General features: G+C 60.9%; 18 protein-coding genes and 1 pseudogene. 13 read left to right on the top strand and 6 right to left on the bottom strand.

All coding sequences use genetic code 11. The features are described 5' to 3' along the window. Positions 1–172: 172 nt before the first annotated feature. Positions 173–1,204, bottom strand: a complete 1,032-nt coding sequence (locus tag F8N96_RS01415; RefSeq protein WP_150796254.1) for a DMT family transporter — start codon at positions 1,202–1,204, stop codon at positions 173–175. On the opposite strand from F8N96_RS01415, the gene F8N96_RS01420 reads away from it, so the two are divergent. From F8N96_RS01420 to F8N96_RS01425, 3 genes and pseudogenes are all read left to right on the top strand, one after another. After that, positions 1,199–1,762: a helix-turn-helix domain-containing protein gene (locus F8N96_RS01420; RefSeq protein WP_150762602.1), complete on the top strand. Its 564-nt coding sequence runs from the start codon at positions 1,199–1,201 to the stop codon at positions 1,760–1,762. The two genes, F8N96_RS01415 and F8N96_RS01420, sit on opposite strands and share 6 nt — an antisense overlap. A 182-nt stretch (positions 1,763–1,944) precedes the next feature. After that, positions 1,945–2,073, top strand: a pseudogene (locus F8N96_RS35225) (ABC transporter ATP-binding protein); the annotation flags it as partial. 25 nt (positions 2,074–2,098) lie between these two features. Beyond that, on the top strand, positions 2,099–3,532 hold the full coding sequence (locus F8N96_RS01425; protein ID WP_150796255.1) for an FAD/NAD(P)-binding protein: 1,434 nt from the start codon (positions 2,099–2,101) through the stop codon (positions 3,530–3,532). Between the two features lie 207 nt (positions 3,533–3,739). Here the strand turns inward: F8N96_RS01425 and F8N96_RS01430 are convergent, their stop codons facing one another. From F8N96_RS01430 to ppnN, 3 genes are all read right to left on the bottom strand, one after another. Continuing rightward, a complete protein-coding gene (locus F8N96_RS01430) occupies positions 3,740–3,964 on the bottom strand; it encodes a hypothetical protein (protein ID WP_150796256.1) in 225 nt (74 codons plus the stop codon). 118 nt (positions 3,965–4,082) lie between these two features. After that, positions 4,083–4,823 (bottom strand): response regulator, encoded by a 741-nt coding sequence (locus F8N96_RS01435; protein WP_150796257.1) that lies wholly within the window; start codon positions 4,821–4,823, stop codon positions 4,083–4,085. Between the two features lie 96 nt (positions 4,824–4,919). Further along, complete coding sequence (ppnN, locus tag F8N96_RS01440; protein ID WP_150796258.1) at positions 4,920–6,293, bottom strand: nucleotide 5'-monophosphate nucleosidase PpnN; 1,374 nt, start codon at positions 6,291–6,293, stop codon at positions 4,920–4,922. Between the two features lie 215 nt (positions 6,294–6,508). On the opposite strand from ppnN, the gene F8N96_RS01445 reads away from it, so the two are divergent. Then, a complete protein-coding gene (locus tag F8N96_RS01445; RefSeq protein WP_150796259.1) occupies positions 6,509–7,036 on the top strand; it encodes a DUF3087 domain-containing protein in 528 nt (175 codons plus the stop codon). Positions 7,037–7,177: 141 nt separating this feature from the next. Continuing rightward, positions 7,178–8,755 carry a sensor domain-containing diguanylate cyclase gene (locus F8N96_RS01450; protein WP_150796260.1) on the top strand — a complete coding sequence of 526 codons (1,578 nt, stop codon included), beginning with the start codon at positions 7,178–7,180 and terminating at the stop codon, positions 8,753–8,755. Between the two features lie 29 nt (positions 8,756–8,784). On the opposite strand, the gene F8N96_RS01455 is transcribed toward F8N96_RS01450, so the two are convergent. After that, complete coding sequence (locus F8N96_RS01455; protein WP_150796261.1) at positions 8,785–9,156, bottom strand: DUF2784 domain-containing protein; 372 nt, start codon at positions 9,154–9,156, stop codon at positions 8,785–8,787. 159 nt (positions 9,157–9,315) lie between these two features. On the opposite strand from F8N96_RS01455, the gene F8N96_RS01460 reads away from it, so the two are divergent. From F8N96_RS01460 to F8N96_RS01470, 4 genes are all read left to right on the top strand, one after another. Continuing rightward, positions 9,316–10,014, top strand: a complete 699-nt coding sequence (locus F8N96_RS01460) for an AzlC family ABC transporter permease (RefSeq protein ID WP_150796262.1) — start codon at positions 9,316–9,318, stop codon at positions 10,012–10,014. Continuing rightward, the gene (locus tag F8N96_RS01465; protein ID WP_167355130.1) at positions 10,014–10,325 is read left to right on the top strand and encodes an AzlD domain-containing protein; all 312 of its coding nucleotides are present in this window, start codon (positions 10,014–10,016) and stop codon (positions 10,323–10,325) included. Before F8N96_RS01460 ends, F8N96_RS01465 begins: the two co-directional genes overlap by 1 nt. A gap of 66 nt (positions 10,326–10,391) precedes the next feature. Beyond that, a complete protein-coding gene (locus F8N96_RS34965) occupies positions 10,392–10,550 on the top strand; it encodes a hypothetical protein (protein ID WP_191635321.1) in 159 nt (52 codons plus the stop codon). Between the two features lie 272 nt (positions 10,551–10,822). After that, entirely contained in the window at positions 10,823–11,722 is a 900-nt protein-coding gene (locus F8N96_RS01470) for a polysaccharide deacetylase family protein (RefSeq protein ID WP_150796263.1), read from the top strand. Positions 11,723–11,944: 222 nt separating this feature from the next. Here F8N96_RS01470 and F8N96_RS01475 read toward each other — a convergent pair whose 3' ends face one another. Continuing rightward, entirely contained in the window at positions 11,945–12,829 is an 885-nt protein-coding gene (locus tag F8N96_RS01475; protein WP_150796264.1) for a LysR family transcriptional regulator, read from the bottom strand. Positions 12,830–12,956: 127 nt separating this feature from the next. On the opposite strand from F8N96_RS01475, the gene F8N96_RS01480 reads away from it, so the two are divergent. The 4 genes from F8N96_RS01480 to F8N96_RS01495 all read left to right on the top strand — a co-directional run bounded on the left by F8N96_RS01480 (position 12,957) and on the right by F8N96_RS01495 (position 16,470). Beyond that, positions 12,957–14,105 carry a muconate cycloisomerase family protein gene (locus tag F8N96_RS01480; protein ID WP_191635322.1) on the top strand — a complete coding sequence of 383 codons (1,149 nt, stop codon included), beginning with the start codon at positions 12,957–12,959 and terminating at the stop codon, positions 14,103–14,105. Positions 14,106–14,115: 10 nt separating this feature from the next. Next, positions 14,116–14,406 carry a muconolactone Delta-isomerase gene (gene catC, locus F8N96_RS01485; protein ID WP_064677162.1) on the top strand — a complete coding sequence of 97 codons (291 nt, stop codon included), beginning with the start codon at positions 14,116–14,118 and terminating at the stop codon, positions 14,404–14,406. Between the two features lie 55 nt (positions 14,407–14,461). Next, complete coding sequence (catA, locus tag F8N96_RS01490; protein WP_150796265.1) at positions 14,462–15,391, top strand: catechol 1,2-dioxygenase; 930 nt, start codon at positions 14,462–14,464, stop codon at positions 15,389–15,391. A 119-nt stretch (positions 15,392–15,510) separates the two neighbouring features. Then, entirely contained in the window at positions 15,511–16,470 is a 960-nt protein-coding gene (locus tag F8N96_RS01495) for an AraC family transcriptional regulator (RefSeq protein WP_150796266.1), read from the top strand. Positions 16,471–16,550 lie beyond the last annotated feature (80 nt).

Consider the following 16,550-nt stretch of genomic DNA (forward strand, 5'->3'; position numbering starts at 1 on the left):
AGAATCCTACAAGGTAGACGGAAAAAACCTGATTCACATTGTTTCCAGGACCGTATTCGGCAGGCCTTGATCGTTCCCACGCTCTGCGTGGGAATGCCTCATGGACGCTCTGCGTCCGCTCTTGAGACGCGGAGCGTCCCGGGCTGCATTCCCACGCAGAGCGTGGGAACGATCAATGCTCGGCTTCGCCTTCCGGGTCGCCCTCGGCCTCAGGCGCAACAACCTTCCCCTTGGTCTTCAACTCACTGACAATCACCGCCGCCACAATCAGCCCCGCCCCCAGCAAAGCAATCGCCGGCAACCGCTCCCCGGCAATCCGCCCGACAATCCCGGCCCACACCGGCTCACCGGCATAGATCAAGGTCGCCCGGGTCGGCGAAACGCTTTTCTGCGCCCAGTTCATCGCCACCTGGATCGCCGCACTGGCCGCACCCAAACCCAGCGCGCTGCACAACAGCAACCAGGAAAAATCCGGAATTGTTTCCTGCGTCGGCACCACCATCAGGAACGCCAGTACCGACGTCACCGCCAGTTGCACCACCGTCACCCTACGTACATCGACCTGGCCGGCATAGGTACTGATCAAGATGATCTCCGCCGCAATCGCCACGGCGCTGATCAGGGTGGCGATTTCACCGGGGCTGAAATTGAAGGCAGCCCCGGCAGGCCCGGACAGCAGCATCAACCCGGTAAACGCCAGCATGATCCCGATGCTCGGCATCAAGCCCGGACGCCGCCCCAGCACCAGCCATTGCAGTAACGGCACGAAGGGCACGTACAGCGCGGTAATGAAGGCCGACTGACTGCTGGGAATGCTCTGCAAACCCACGGTCTGCAAGCCGTAACCGAGCATGATCGCCACACCGATAAAGGCCCCGGCCTTGAGCTCGAACAAGGTCAGCTGCCGCAAGTGCCGCCAGGAGAACACCGCGACAATGATCGCCGCCGCGGCGAAGCGCAGGCCGACGAAAAACATCGGCCCGCTGACGGTCATCGCATGCTGGACCAGCAAAAAGGTACCGCCCCAGACCATGGTGATCAGCACCAGCACGCACTCGGCCTTGCTGAACCGTGAGAAACGGGAAGAAGCCTGGGAGGAATTCACCGACGTCATGACCTTGCGCGCTACCTGAGGGCGACGCACAATGCGTCGAATGTTGCGCAGTATACTGCCCAACCCTGCCGAGTGAGCAATATAGTGCACAAAGATTTAACGCAGCGGGCTTCGGTCCTTCAGCATGTCAGCCAGAATGTTCGGCGTCTGCGCCATGCCGCCGACATGAGCCAGACTGCGCTGGCCGAAAAATCCGGGGTCAGCCGGCGGATGCTGGTGGCCATCGAGGCTGGCGAGAAAAACGTCAGCCTGACCACCCTCGACCGCGTGGCCGAAGCCCTGGACGTTGCCTTCAGCGACCTGATCCAGGCCCCGGACGCCCGCGACCCCAGTCGCATCAACGAAGTGGCCTGGGCCGGGACGATTCCCGGCAGCAAAGCCGTTTTACTGTCCAAGGCCACCGCTACTCGCGAAGTAGAGCAATGGGAATGGTGCCTGCAACCGGGCGAAATCTATCCGTCGCAACCGGATGCCGAGGGCTGGAGCGAACAGATCTACGTGTTCGAAGGCTGCCTGACGCTGATGCTCGGCGACACGCCACACGAGATTGCCGCCGGTGAGTTCTATATGTTTGCCAGCAACCAGCCCCATGCCTATCGCAACGACGGGGCGGTGGCCGCGCGGTTCGTCAGAAACGTGGTGATCTGACTGTTTGCCGATCAACACCGGGTAGACACTTCGCCAACACAACACACATCCCCTGTAGGAGCTGGCTTGTCGGATCGCCGCACCGCAGCGAAGGCGTTGTGTCATTCAGCATTTGTGTCGACTGATGCACCGCCGTCGTCGGAACGCCGCCCGGAGCCAGCCCACAGGAAATCGGCGTCAAACGTCCTACTTTGGTATTGCTCGACGAACCTGCCACGGGTTTGGCGCCTATTATCGTCCAGGAGATCGTTGCCCGGTCCGGCAGCAGCAAGGCATTGTTGACTCAGGGCGACCTGCACTATTTCCATTAGGCAAACACTGACCAGCGAGAACGGCATGAGCGAAATCCCAAGCGGACCGGTTACCGACGCCCTGCGCAATGCAGACATCCTGATCGTCGGCGGCGGCCTCAGCGGCACTATGCTGGCGGCGCAGCTGTTGCGCCTGCCCGGCAAGCGTTCGGTGCTGGTGATCGAGCCCCGTTCCGAGCTGGGCCGGGGCGAGGCGTATAGCGCGGTTGAGTTGGGCCATACCCTCAACGGCAACGCGGCGCGCATGAGCGTCGACCCGGACAACGTCGACGACCTGACCCAATGGCTGACCGAGTTCATCGCGGCGGGTGGCTGGCCCGAGTCCGATGAGCAGCATGTGCCAGTCAGTGAATTGTTCCCGCCACGGGGGATTTTCGGGTTGTACGTGCAGCAGCGACTGGCCGAGGCGCAAGCCATTGGCGCGTTGAATGGTTCAACGGTCGAGCATGTGCGGGCCGAGGTGGTTGACTTGCAAACGCTGGACGATTCGGTGCGGCTGACCCTGAGTGACGGGCAGCGATTGCAGGGTGCTTATGCGGTGCTGGCGACCGGCATGTTCCCCGCCGCACGTACACCGCAGACCGAATCCAGCGGGTTGAACGCTGCGGCACTCGACCCGTGGGATGTCGTTGCCATGCGTCAGCTAGATCCGCAGTCGACCGTGCTGATCATCGGCTCGGGCCTGACCATGGTCGATGCCGTGGTGTCGCTGGAACAGGCCGGGCATCGCGGGCCGATCGAAGTGTTTTCGCGCCATGGGCTGCTGCCGCATGTGCGTCGACAGCCGCCGGCCTGGGCGGATTTTCTGGCCGAGGCCCCGAGCATTCGCACGCCGCGACAGCTGGTGCGCGAATTGCGCCGGCATTGCCGGGACGCCATCGCCCAGGGCATCGACTGGCAGGCGCCGCTGGATACGGTGCGGGCGCACATCGGCCGGCTGTGGAATCAGGCGACGGACGTGCAGCGTCGGCAGTTTGTGCGGCATGTGCGGCCGTGGTGGGAGAGCCATCACCATCGTTCGCCCCCCTTGAGTGCTGAACTGGTGGAACGGCTGCATGGGCAAGGGCGGTTACGGATTCAGGCGGCGTCGTTCAAGGGGCTGGAGCCGTCTTCGGGCGGTGAAGTGAGCATTCGTATTCGTCGACGCGGGGAAGCTGGAACCGTTGTTGTCAGTGGTGCGGCATTGATCAACTCCAGCGGGATCGAGTACGACTGGCGGCGGGTGGCGCTGCCGTTGCCCCAGCAGTTGCTGGCTCGCGGGCTGGTACGGCCGGGGCCGTTGGCGTTGGGGATTGCGGCCGAGGTTGATGGGGCGGTGGTGGGCGTTGATGGTCAGGTTGCCAGTCGACTGTTTGCCATGGGGCCGCCGTTGCGTGGGATGTGGTGGGAGAGTACGGCGGTGACGGATGTGGCGAGTCAGGCCAAGGCGCTTGCCGCTCGACTGGTTACTGGCGGATAGCGGGCCTGGTTTTTGGGCATGAACACCGATCAACGTTTTCGGGCATGACACCGATCTCCCTTTTCGGGCATGACACCGATCCCTTGTAGGAGCTGGCTTGCCAGCGAAAGCGGTGGGTCAATCGATACATTCATTGACTGAATGGACGCCTTCGCTGGCAAGCCAGCTCCTACAGGGGGGCTGTATCAGGCAGCACAACGCCGTTGATCAATAACGCTGATATTTCGAACCAAACTCGGGACGGTTTTCCGCGACGTAGAGTTTGCCCTGTTGGCTGTCTTTACGGTCAATACCAACGGTGTTCACATTCAACAATGCCGGCTGGCTGACTTTAGCCGCCGCAGCGACAGTTGAAGCGGCGTGCGGAGCCGCAATGGCGGATGTAGCACCCAGAACCGACAGGGCGAAACCAAGGCCGATGATGCTTTTCATGATGTGCTCCAGAAGTGTGGGAAGAAGATGTCGCCACTGTAGAGCTGGAGCATTGCGATGAAAAAACACCCTGACGCATAGTCTTTATCGAGCGCGTTGATCCATCGTCAGCCAGGCATCATGACTCTGCGCCGAGCAATTCCACCGGGTAAGAGAACACATAGCCTTCGCTGCGTACTGTCTTGATGTAGGTCGATTCCCGGGAGTCATCCTTGAGCCGCTGGCGCAAACGGCTGACCAGCAAATCGATGGAACGGTCGAACAGGTCGGCGTCGCGGCCCTGGGTCAGGTTGAGCAGTTGATCGCGGCTGAGGACCCGTTGCGGGTGATCGAGGAACACCCGCAACAGGCGGTATTCGGCACCGCTGAGGGCGACCATGGTGCCGTCTTCGTCCAGCAGGTGGCGGGCGGTGGTGTCCAGGCGCCAGCGGCCGAAGCCCAGCTGCCGGCCGCTTTCGGTGATCAGCAGGTTGGGTGGCAGCATCCACGTGCGGCGCAGCACGGCATTGATCCGCGCCAGCAGTTCGCGGGCGGCGAAGGGTTTGGTCAGGTAGTCGTCGGCGCCCATCTCCAGGCCGAGGATCCGGTCGGTTTCATCATTACGGGCGGTGAGCATCAGGATCGGCGTGGCCTTGTGCTTGCCCGAGCGCAACTCGCGACACAGCAGCAGGCCGTCATCGCCGGGCATCATGATGTCGAGCACGATCAGGTCCACGGTGTTGGCTTCGAGAAAGCTGCGCATCTGCCGGCCATCGGCGACCATGGTGGTGCGCAGGCCGTTTTTCTTCAGGTAATTGCCAACCAGTTCGCGGATCTCGCGATCGTCGTCGACGATCAGGATGTGGTTCACATGTTCCATCGCTCAACCCTCTTGTCATTCGCACGTTGCGCACTCCAAGGAGGTACTTGTGGCGGGGGGAAACAACCCTCACCACAAGTATTTACTTGAGCAATGTCACGCAACCACTTGATAACACGGAACATACGCCGCGCCACCGGGCAATTTCATCCGGTGCTGGGCGACAAAGGCCTTGAGCAGTTGATCCAGCGGCTGCATGACCGCCGCATCGCCACGGATCTGGTACGGCCCGTGATCTTCGATCAGGCGGATGCCCTTGTCCTTGACGTTGCCGGCGACGATGCCGGAGAACGCGCGGCGCAGGTTGGCGGCCAGTTCGTGGGCCGGCAGGTCGCGGCTCAGTTGCAGGTTGGCCATGTTTTCGTGGGTCGGATCGAACGGTCGCTGGAAGCCTTCGTCGATCTTCAGCAGCCAGTTGAAATGAAAGGCGTCGTTGCGTTCGCGGCGGAACTGCTTCACCGCCTTGAGGCCCTGGGTCATCTGGCGCGCCACTTCGGCCGGGTCGTCGATGATGATCTCGTAATGTTGCTTGGCGCCTTCACCCAGCGTAGCGCCAACAAACGCATCAAGCTGTTCCAGGTACGGCGCCGCGTGTTTCGGCCCGGTGAGGATGACCGGGAAGGGCAGGCCCGCGTTGTCCGGGTGCATCAGGATGCCCAGCAGGTACAGGAACTCTTCGGCGGTGCCCGCGCCGCCGGGGAAGATGATGATGCCGTGGCCGACACGGACGAAGGCTTCCAGGCGTTTTTCGATGTCCGGCAGGATCACCAGTTCGTTGACGATCGGGTTCGGTGCTTCCGCGGCGATGATGCCGGGTTCGGTCAGGCCGAGGTAACGTCCGCCATGGATGCGTTGCTTGGCGTGGGCGATGGTCGCGCCTTTCATCGGGCCTTTCATCACGCCGGGGCCGCAACCGGTGCAGATGTCCAGGCTGCGCAGGCCCAGTTCGTGGCCGACTTCCTTGGTGTATTTGTATTCTTCGGTATTGATCGAGTGGCCGCCCCAGCACACCACGATCTTCGGTTCGATGCCGGGGCGCAGGGTGCGGGCGTTGCGCAGCAGGTGGAATACGTAGTCGCTGATGCCCTGGGAGGTACTCAGGTCGATGCGCTGGGCGTCGAGTTCATTTTCGGTGTAGACGATGTCGCGTAGGGCGCTGAACAGCATTTCCCGGGTGCTGGCTATCATTTCGCCATCGACGAAGGCGTTGGCAGGTGCGTTCAGCAGTTCGAGGCGAACGCCCCGGTCCTGCTGGTGTATGCGGATTTCGAAGTCCTTGTAGGCTTCAAGGATGGTCTTGGCGTTATCAACATGGGCGCCGGTATTGAGGATGGCCAGGGCGCACTGGCGGAAGAGGGTGTAGGTGCTGCCGGATCCGGCTTCGCTCAGTTGCTGTACTTCACGTTGAGAGAGGGTTTCCAGGCTGCCTTTGGGGCTGACCGAGGCGTTGATTACATGTCGTTGGGTCATTCAATGATCCTTAAAACGATGTCATTGCCCCGCAAAGGGCCGATGGCATCCGAATAGTATGCATCCATGAAAGAAGATGGCACGAACTGCGCTGGATCGCCATTTTCCCGTGTGACGATAAATAGATGAAAAGAAGCCCCAGCATAGCTAAATCCCCCGCAGAGGCGATAATGCCCCGCACACTTTTTGCCCCTGTCCGAAGGAAACCCGACGCAATGTTCGAAATCCAGCCGAAGAATGCCGCCACCTATCGACAGCAGACACGTCGCAGCACGGTGATCATCGCCCTGATTTTCCTGGCGCTGGCGATGGTGTTGTCCACCGCTGCGGTGACGCTGTTCGGCGAGCCTGGCGGGGACAATCTGCGTTTCAATGTCGGTGGCGTGTTTGTGGCGGTGCTGCTGATGGTCGCGTTGATGCGCAGCACCTTCTGGACCCAGGAATGGATGGCGCCGGCCGTCTATGGCTGGCAGCTCAAGCGCAGCCTGATGAGCATCACCAACGTCATGCACCAGGTCACGGCAGCCGTGGAACAGGGGGACCCGAGCGCGATGAAGCTGTTGCGCTTCTACCATCTCGGGCTGAGCCAGATGCATGAACTGGACGGCAATTCCAGTGATCACAGCCAGTTGACGCGCGAGATGGATCAACACAAGGCGCGGATGGAAGCCCTGGGCATCGACACCGAACAGACCCGGTTGAATCCGGCCTTGATCGAGGCGCTGAAGCAGACGTCGCGGTAGACGCCAGGGTGTGCAATGGCAGCCAGGGGTGCGGGCAGATGAGGACCAGGCTGAGCCGATCAGGCATAGTGAACGCTACAATGGGTAGACAACAACGGCGACCGGGATGGGTCGCCGGTTCATCGGGATTCAGGGAGCGTCATGGGGCATCCGTCCGTTAAAGATCGAATCGAACAATCGCGCCACGGCGTGGCGCTTATCGCCGAACAATCAGTGACCCGCCTCAAGGTTCGCTCGGTGGTGTTCCTGCTGCTCGCGGTGTGCCTGTCCATGACCGCGATCGTGATCTGGGAAACCTGGAACTCGCGCCAGTACCATCTGCATGACAAGGAAGTGGCGATGTCCAACCTTGCGCAGACCCTGGCCTCCCAGGCACAGGCGTCGATCAAGCAGGCCGATACCCTGTTGTTCACGCTGGTCGACCGCCTTGAAAACGACGGCATCACCCAGGGCCAGGTGCCAAGGCTTGAGCGTTTGCTCGCGGCCCAGCGCAGTGAGTTGAGCCAGATTCATGGTTTGTTCGTTTATGACGAGCAAGGGCGCTGGATTGCCAACTCCAACGGCGCCGTCATGCCCGGCGCGAACAATGCCGACCGCGAGTATTTCATCTTCCATCGTGATCATCCCGACCGTGGACCGCACATTGGCCCCTCGATCAAGAGTCGTTCCACCCGTGAATGGATCATGACGGTGTCGCGCCGCGTCAATCATCCCGATGGCAGCTTCGCCGGCGTGGCGCTGGCAACCCTCTACCTCAGTCATTTCCTTACGCTCTACGACAGTATCGACATGGGCAATAACGGCGTGATCAACCTGATCGCCGACGACGCCAGCATCGTCGTTCGCCGGCCGTTCAAGGAGGCTGAAGTCGGCACCAGCGTCGCCAAGGGGCCGCTGTTCACGCAATTGCTGCCCAAGGGCGATTCAGGCACTGCAACGGTCACCTCCTATGTGGATGGCACCGAGCGGGTAGTCGGATTTCGCAGGATCGACGGTTATCCGCTGATCATCTTTGCCGCGCTGGATAAACAGGAAGTGTTGGCCGGCTGGCGTGAGCAGGCGCTGCTGAGCGCGGGCATCGTTTCGTTGTTTCTCGGGTTTCTGGCGGTTTTCGGTTATCGCCTCATTCGCCTCATGAAGCAGCAGAATCACGTACAGAACGTGTTGCTCGATGCCCAGGAAAAGCTGATCGAGGTCAACCGCAGCCTGGAGTTGCTGGCGCTGGAGGATGCATTGACCGGGTTGTCCAACCGGCGTGAATTCGATTTGTTCATTCTGGCCGAAATGGGCCGGGCCCGGCGCAGCCAGACCCACCTCGCACTGCTGATGATAGATGTCGACCACTTCAAGAGCTTCAATGACCTTTACGGTCATGTGGCGGGCGATGAGAGTTTGCGCAGCATCAGCACGATCATCAGCGATCACATCAAGCGCCCCGGTGACCTGGCCGCGCGTTATGGCGGTGAAGAGTTCACGGTGGTGTTGCCCGGCACCGACTATGTGGGCGCGTTCCTGGTGGCGGAAAAAATCCGGCGCGCGGTGCAGCAGGCCGGCATCGCCCACAGCGAGGGCGTTGAGGGCACGGTCACCGTCAGCCTGGGGGTTTGCGCCTACAACCCGGCCTCTCAGGATCAGCCCAACGATCTGGTCAGCGCGGCGGACAAGGCGCTCTATGTCGCCAAGGCCAGTGGCCGGAACATGAGCGTGATTGCCAATTGAGTGTCATCACGCCGGGCGATCTTTTGATCTTAGCGGCAGGATGCCCGACGTAACCTGATCAGCCGAACATAGACCAGCCCATTGATCACCAGCACCACGCTACCCAGCCCCAGCTGAATGTCCGGCGTCAGGCCGGCCGGGTAAATGACCGGCAACAGGTAATGTTCGATGAAGCCGCCACCGTAGCCGGTTTGCCCGGCCCCGTGGCGCATGAGGTTTTCCCAGTCAGTCAGCGGGCAGGGCAAGTGGAAGACTTCCACCGAAACACCCCACACGGCCGCAGGCAGATGCCACCAGATCAAAAGGCGCCATTTGAGCACCAGCAGGCCGCCGAACAACACGAACAGAATGAACAGCAGGTGAAACAGCACCAGCCCGTCGGCGGCGATTCGGTACAGCATGTCGACACCCAGAAGTGTTATGCCAATGGCTCCATGGTACTCGGGCGGGTGACGGAGGCGAACAATCGACGCCGGTTGCGTGCAAGTGCGCAAGATTGTTCAAGCCATCAGGGGCGGGTGCTGGCACAGTCTGGAGACTTTCCCTGGTTGTAGAGCGTTATGTCCAACTCACTCATGCCGCGCAGCGCCTTTCTTCGCGGCGCCGTGGCGATCATGCCGTTGTCACTGGCGACCGCGCCTTGGGGGCTGCTGGCCGGTTCCATGGCCATCGAAGCCAATCTCACGCCCTTGCAAGGCCAGGGCTTGTCGAGCATCGTGTTTGCCGGAGCGGCGCAACTGGTGGCCATCGGCATGCTCAAGGGCGGTGCCGGGATCTTTTCGATTCTGCTGACCACTGTGCTATTGACGTCCCAGCATCTGCTGTACGGGATGAGTCTGCGTTCGGTGATTTCGCCGCTGCCGGGTCGCTGGCGGGCGGGGCTGGGCTTTTTGCTCACCGACGAACTGTTCGCCCTGACCAGTGCCCATGACAAACAGCAGTTCAACCGCTGGTACGCCCTGGGCGTCGGCCTGACGTTTTACATCGCCTGGAACCTCTTCACCCTGGCCGGCATCGTGCTGGGCAGCAGCATTCCGGGCCTGGAGCATCTGGGACTGGACTTCTCCATCGCGGCGACCTTTATCGCCCTGATTACCCCGGTGGTGCGCAACGTGCCGACCGTGGTGTGCGTGGCGGTTTCGCTGTTCTGCTCGGTGCTGTTCAGCTATTGGCAATGGGGTTCGGCGCTGGTGCTGGCGGGGTTGGCGGGCATGGCGGCCGGCTTTGTCTGCAACAAAATTTATGGTGGTCGCACATGATGGTCTGGGCGGTGATTGTCGGGATGGGGATTCTGGTATTCCTCAATCGCTACGTGTTTCTCGAACCCCGGTTGCCGCTGCGCCTGAGCAGCAATGCCCGGCAATTCCTCGGTTTTGCGGTACCGGGCATGCTGACTGCGATCTGCGGGCCGATCGTGTTCATGCCGGACAAACAGTTGAACCTGCAGTGGGACAATCCCTACCTGATCAGCTCGCTGGTGGCGGTGGGGCTGGTGCTCTACACCCGCAACACCTTGCTCAGCATGCTGTTGAGCATGGGCTTTTTCTTTTTGCTGCGCGGGTGGCTCTGAGTCGGGTACTCGAAACTGTTCTACGCTTAAAGTTGATGACCGATCCCTTCAGGTAGAGAGGTGAGCATGGCAACTGACCAAAAGCGTCCGGAACCGGATGATGAAGAGATGGATGAACCGACGGAAGAAGAACTCGAACAGCAGCGGCGTTCGTCCCAGACCTGGAAGCATGATGACAGCAGAGAGTTGTCAGATCGCGATGTGGAGATTCCGTTGAAACCCTGATCGATTTGCACTGATGCCATTGCAGGAGCAAGCTTGCTTCGGGCGGCGTTCCGACGATGGACCCGGGAGCGCCGCGTTTCGCCAGGAAGCACGCGTTATCGTTGTCGACCTTCGCTAGCAAGCTAGCTCCTACAATGAATGCTGCCTTAGCCCTTCATGCATTTGCGGTTGAGCGTCAGGTTCTATAAGCCTCGGAACCAAACCCGGTGTACCTTGTTCCAACCTGCGCCCGCACACATGTCTGGGCGCAACAGTCTGGCCCAAGGCAAAACATGAAACAGCTGGTCAAGGTTTTATCGGCGTTCGCCATCGCAGTCGGTCTGCTGGGGTGCATCGCTTCTCCCATCGACATGACGCCGCAGACCGAGCAACGTCTGCGTGCGCAAGCTCCGATCCGTTTTCTGCTGACCTTCGATGACGGCCCCAGTGCATCCAGCTTCTGGAACCCGACCGTGACCGTGCTCGACAGCCTGGCGCGCAATCCGCTGCAAGCGGACATCAAGGCGGTGTTCTTCGTCCAGACCCGGGCCTCACGGGCCGGGGGCAGCGAGTTGGGGCGTGAAATCATGCATCGCGAACAAGCCGAAGGTCACGTTCTGGGCTTTCACACCGCCACGCCGGGGCACAGCAATCATCGCGCCCTGGACACGGAAAAACTGGAGCAGTCGCTGAGCAACGGCAGCGCCGATATTGCAGCGATCACCGGCGTACCACCGACCTTGTTACGTCCGCCATTCTGGAGCTACGACACACGCACCTTTGCCGCATATCAGCGACACGGTCTGCATCTGCTGCTCACCGACCTGAGCGCCAATGACGGCAAGATCTGGGGTTTCAACGCCAGCCCCCGTCGAAGAGCGCATATGCTGCGGCAACTTTCCGAAATCCGCGAACGTATCGCGCGGGGCGAGCTGCCGTCGGTGGATGGCGTGATTCCGGTGGTGGTGACCTTTCACGATCTCAATCGTTACACGGCGCGACATACCCGGGAGTACCTGCAGATCCTTGTCGACAGCGCCCGTGCGACCGGAGTGAAAGTGGCGCAAAAGCCGTTTTATGACGATACGGCAGCGCTGCAACGCGCCGCCATGGCACGCACCGTTCAAGACAGTTCACAGGCGGTCAAACTGCCGGGTATCTGGAACTGGCTCTGGAACGGCAACCCCCGTTGAAGCACGCTGCGCGCTTCCAATGTAGGAGCTGGCTTGCCAGCGAAGCACTCAAGGACCCCGCGTAGATTCAGGAAGACACGCGTTATCGTTGACGTCCTTCGCTGCGGTGCGGCGATCCGACAAGCCAGCTCCTACATGGGCGATGGCGACCTGACGACCGAACCATCCATTTCGACCCTACTGGATTCCTCTTAAGACGCATGCGCCTGTCGCATCGCCGCTTCATGCCGTCGGCAACAGCTCATCGATCATCCGCAAGCAATGATTCAACCCCGGCGATACATCACCCACTCGCCGGCTGAGAATAATCGGCGAGGTGGCGTTGTCTTCCAGCAGCGGGGTGAAGCCGATGTCGTCGCGGTGCAGCAATTGCACCGAAGCCGGCACCAGCGTGACCCCGATGCCTGCGCCCACCAGGCCGATGGCGGTTTGCAGTTCATTGGTCCATTGCGCCACATGGATGCTCACGCCATAGGATTCGAACAAGGCAATCACATGGTCGGCATAGCTCGGCCGCGGGTTGCCGGGGTACAGCACAAAGGGTTCCTTCGCCAGTTCGCGCAAGCTGATCGGCCCGGCCAGCAACGGGTGACCGGCGGGCAGGGCGGCGACCAGCCGGTCTTCGGTCAACACGGTCTGGATAATGGCCGGGTCGTCGATACGGATCCGCCCGAAGCCGATATCGATGCGCCCGGCCTTGAGCGCCTGCACCTGTTGCAGCGTGGTCATTTCCGACAGTCCCAGTTCAAGTTCCAGGGGCTCACCGCTGCGCAAGCGGCGAATCAGCTCGGGCAGGACGCCGTAGAGGGTCGATGGCGCAAAGCCGATGCCCAGCCAGGTCTTTTCGCCCAGACCGATGCGCCGCGTGTTGTCGCACACCTTGGCCAGCTGTTCGAGCAGGGCGCTGGAGTGCTCATGGAAAAACCGCCCGGCGTCGGTCAGCTTCAGCGGCCGCCCGCGCTCCAGCAACATGACCCCCAGCTCGTCTTCCAGTTGCTGGATCTGTCGACTCAGCGGTGGCTGGGCGATGTGCAGCAGCTCGGCGGCACGGGTGAAATTGAGGGTTTTGGCCAATACCTGAAAGTAACGCAGGTGACGCAGTTCCATGGAGCCTCCCGATGGGCAGTGGTTGAATACCTTTAAGGTATCAAGCCAGACCAATTCTATATTGGCCGCCCGGAAAAAGCCGTACGAGAATCCATATCAGAACTTCAAGAACCTGACGGGTATCGACATGCTTGCAACAGCCATTGAATCGATCGAGACGATCATCGTCGATCTGCCGACCATCCGCCCGCACAAGCTGGCGATGCACACCATGCAGAACCAGACCCTGGTGATCATTCGTGTGCGTTGCGCCGACGGCATGGAAGGCATCGGCGAATCCACCACCATCGGCGGCCTGGCCTACGGCAACGAAAGCCCTGAAAGCATCAAGACCAATATCGATAAACATTTCGCGCCGCTGCTGCTGGGCCAGGACGCCAGCAACGTGAACGCCGCGATGTTGCGTCTGGAGCGCAGCATCCGTGGCAACACGTTCGCCAAATCCGGCATCGAGACCGCGTTGCTCGACGCCCAGGGCAAGCGCCTCGGCTTGCCGGTCAGCGAATTGCTCGGCGGCCGCGTGCGTGATGCCCTGCCAGTGGCCTGGACCCTGGCCAGTGGCGACACCGCCAAGGACATCGCCGAAGCCGAACAAATGCTCGACCTGCGCCGTCACCGGATCTTCAAGCTGAAAATCGGCGCCGGTGAAGTCAACCGCGACCTGGCCCACGTCATTGCGATCAAGAAAGCCCTGGGTGATCGCGCCAGCGTGCGGGTCGATGTCAATCAGGCCTGGGATGAGGCAGTCGCCTTGCGTGCCTGCCGGATCCTGGGCACCAACGGCATCGATCTGATCGAACAACCGATCTCGCGCAACAACCGCTCCGGCATGGCGCGTCTGAACGCCATGAGCCCGGCGCCGATCATGGCCGATGAGTCCATCGAATGCGTGGAGGATGCCTTCAACCTGGCGCGGGAAGGCGCGGCGTCGGTGTTTGCGTTGAAAATCGCCAAGAATGGCGGCCCTCGTGCCGTGTTGCGCACTGCGGCCATCGCCGAAGCGGCCGGTATTGCCCTGTACGGCGGCACGATGCTTGAAGGTGGCGTCGGCACCCTGGCCTCGGCCCATGCCTTTGTCACCCTGAACAAACTGGCCTGGGACACCGAGCTGTTCGGTCCTTTGCTGCTGACCGAGGACATTCTCGGCGAGCCGCTGGTCTATCGCGACTTCGAACTGCACGTGCCGAAAACACCGGGCCTGGGCCTGAGCCTGGATGAAGAGCGCCTGGCGTTTTTCCGTCGCGACAAATCTTCCACTGTCCTTCATCACGCCTGAGGAGTGCATCATGCTGTTCCACGTAAAAATGACCGTGAACCTGCCGGTCGACATGAATCCCGAAGTCGCCGCCAGGCTCAAGGCTGACGAAAAAGCCCTGGCCCAGCGCCTGCAAGAGCAGGGCAAGTGGCGTCATCTGTGGCGCATCGCCGGGCTGTATGCCAATTACAGCGTATTCGATGTCGATAGCGTCCAGGAATTGCACGATCTGCTGATGCAGCTGCCGTTGTACCCGTATATGGCGATCGAAGTCACCGCGATGTGCCGGCATCCTTCGTCGATTCGCGAAGATGACCGCTGAACCCAGCCTGTTCAGTTCGCTACGCTAATAATTACAAGATGAGGAACCCACCAAAATGAACGTCAAGATTTCCCATACTGCCGAAGTACAAAAGTTTCTCGAAGAGGCCAGCGGCCTGCTCAACGATGCAGGCAACCCGCGCACCAAGGCCCTGGTCTACCGCATCCTGCGTGACTCGGTGAATATCATCGAAGACCTGGCCGTGACTCCGGAAGAGTTCTGGAAAGCCGTCAACTACCTCAACGTGCTGGGTGCGCGCCAGGAGGCAGGGTTGCTGGTGGCCGGTATTGGTCTGGAGCATTATCTCGACCTGTTGATGGACGCCGAAGACGAGCAGGCCGGCAAGGCTGGCGGCACGCCGCGGACCATCGAAGGCCCGCTGTACGTGGCCGGGGCGCCGCTGTCGGAAGGCCAGGCACGTCTGGACGACGGCGTCGATCCGGGTGTGGTGCTGTTTATGCAAGGCCAGGTCAAGAACACCGACGGCGAACCCCTGGCCGGTGCGGTGGTGGATGTCTGGCACGCCAACACCGGCGGCACCTACTCCTACTTCGATACCACACAATCGGAATTCAACCTGCGTCGGCGCATCGTCACCGATGCCGAAGGTCGCTATCGCTTGCGCAGCATCGTGCCGTCCGGCTACGGTTGCCCGCCGGACGGTCCGACCCAGCAGCTGCTCGATCAACTGGGCCGTCATGGCCAGCGTCCGGCGCATATCCACTTCTTCATCTCGGCGCCGGATCATCGCCACCTGACCACCCAGATCAACCTCGATGGCGATCAATACCTGCACGACGATTTTGCCTATGCCACCCGTGACGAGCTGATCGCCAAGATCACCTTCAGCGACGATCAGGCGCGGGCAGCGGCCCATGGGGTGAGCGGTCGTTTTGCCGAAATCGACTTCGATTTCACCTTGCAGGCCTCTGCACAACCCGATGAACAGCAGCGTCACGAGCGGGTTCGCGCGCTCGAGGACTGATATCCTCAAGCAATGGTCCCGGGCCACGAGATAACCAACCGTTTATCTCGTGGCTTTGCTTGTTACGAGCTCTGCCCCGCAAGACCGCAGCACCCTACAACAACAACGAGAGTGACCCGATGATGCAAGCGCAATTGTTGAGTCAGCGCAGCACCGTATTCGACCACGCCGATCCTTACGCGGTGTCGGGCTACGTCAATCAGCATGTCGGTAACCATTGCATCCTGATGCCTCGGGCCGGGCGACCGTTGGCCAGTCTCAATCACCGCAAGTTTGCCAGCCTCGACCTCTGTCGCATCAGCTATGGCGGTAGCGTACGGGTCACCTCCGGTGCCCTGGAAAGCATCTATCACCTGCAAGTGTTGCTGCAAGGCAACTGCCTGTGGCGTGGCCACGGCCAGGAACACTACTTTGCCCCCGGCGAATTGCTGTTGATCAACCCCGACGATCCGGTGGACCTGACTTACTCCGACGATTGCGAGAAATTCATCCTCAAGGTCCCCACGCCGTTGCTCCAGTCCGTGTGCGATGAACAGCGCTGGCGGTACCCGGGGCAGGGCGTGCGGTTCCTGGAGAACCGCTATCAGCTCGACGAGCTTGAAGGTTTCGTCGGACTGCTGGCCATGATTTGCCAGGAAGCCGAGGCCACCGAGCACAATCCCAAGGTGCAGGAGTACTACGCGCAGATCATCGTCAACAAGATGCTCAGCCTGATGAAGACCAATGTCAGCCGCATCAGTCTCGGCTCACAGACCGCCACCTTCGAGGTGATCGCCGACTACATCGAGCGTAACCTCAAGCAGGACATCGACAGCGAAGAGCTGGCCCGCCAGGCGCGGATGAGCCTGCGCTCGCTCTATGGCTTGTTCGAACGCAACGCCGGCACCACGCCGAAGAACTACATCCGGCACAAGCGCCTCGAGCGCATCAATGCCTGCCTGAGCGACCCGACCTGCAACGTGCGCAATGTCACGGAGGTGGCGATGGATTACGGCTTCCTGCACCTGGGGCGGTTTTCGGACAACTACCGCAAGCAGTTCGGTGAGTTGCCCTCCGATACCCTCAAGCGCCGGCATTGATCTCGTAAACGCCACTTCCTGTGTTGATCATTCCCACGCTCCCGCGTGGGAATGCCTCAACGGACGCTCCGCGTCCGCTC

This window comes from Pseudomonas fluorescens (genome assembly GCF_902497855.1).
Classification (GTDB): domain Bacteria; phylum Pseudomonadota; class Gammaproteobacteria; order Pseudomonadales; family Pseudomonadaceae; genus Aquipseudomonas; species Aquipseudomonas fluorescens_BI.

Excerpts from the sequence above, each read along its gene's own strand:
- ppnN (WP_150796258.1), bottom strand. The coding sequence starts at position 6,293 with ATGACCCAACGACATGTAATCAACGCCTCGGTCAGCCCCAAAGGCAGC.
- F8N96_RS01470 (WP_150796263.1), top strand. The coding sequence starts at position 10,823 with ATGAAACAGCTGGTCAAGGTTTTATCGGCGTTCGCCATCGCAGTCGGT.
- F8N96_RS01480 (WP_191635322.1), top strand. The coding sequence starts at position 12,957 with ATGCTTGCAACAGCCATTGAATCGATCGAGACGATCATCGTCGATCTG.
- F8N96_RS01460 (WP_150796262.1), top strand. The coding sequence starts at position 9,316 with ATGTCCAACTCACTCATGCCGCGCAGCGCCTTTCTTCGCGGCGCCGTG.
- F8N96_RS01435 (WP_150796257.1), bottom strand. The coding sequence starts at position 4,823 with ATGGAACATGTGAACCACATCCTGATCGTCGACGACGATCGCGAGATC.
- F8N96_RS01425 (WP_150796255.1), top strand. The coding sequence starts at position 2,099 with ATGAGCGAAATCCCAAGCGGACCGGTTACCGACGCCCTGCGCAATGCA.
- F8N96_RS01430 (WP_150796256.1), bottom strand. The coding sequence starts at position 3,964 with ATGAAAAGCATCATCGGCCTTGGTTTCGCCCTGTCGGTTCTGGGTGCT.
- F8N96_RS01455 (WP_150796261.1), bottom strand. The coding sequence starts at position 9,156 with ATGCTGTACCGAATCGCCGCCGACGGGCTGGTGCTGTTTCACCTGCTG.
- F8N96_RS01445 (WP_150796259.1), top strand. The coding sequence starts at position 6,509 with ATGTTCGAAATCCAGCCGAAGAATGCCGCCACCTATCGACAGCAGACA.
- F8N96_RS01495 (WP_150796266.1), top strand. The coding sequence starts at position 15,511 with ATGATGCAAGCGCAATTGTTGAGTCAGCGCAGCACCGTATTCGACCAC.
- catA (WP_150796265.1), top strand. The coding sequence starts at position 14,462 with ATGAACGTCAAGATTTCCCATACTGCCGAAGTACAAAAGTTTCTCGAA.
- catC (WP_064677162.1), top strand. The coding sequence starts at position 14,116 with ATGCTGTTCCACGTAAAAATGACCGTGAACCTGCCGGTCGACATGAAT.
- F8N96_RS34965 (WP_191635321.1), top strand. The coding sequence starts at position 10,392 with ATGGCAACTGACCAAAAGCGTCCGGAACCGGATGATGAAGAGATGGAT.
- F8N96_RS01465 (WP_167355130.1), top strand. The coding sequence starts at position 10,014 with ATGGTCTGGGCGGTGATTGTCGGGATGGGGATTCTGGTATTCCTCAAT.
- F8N96_RS01475 (WP_150796264.1), bottom strand. The coding sequence starts at position 12,829 with ATGGAACTGCGTCACCTGCGTTACTTTCAGGTATTGGCCAAAACCCTC.
- F8N96_RS01450 (WP_150796260.1), top strand. The coding sequence starts at position 7,178 with ATGGGGCATCCGTCCGTTAAAGATCGAATCGAACAATCGCGCCACGGC.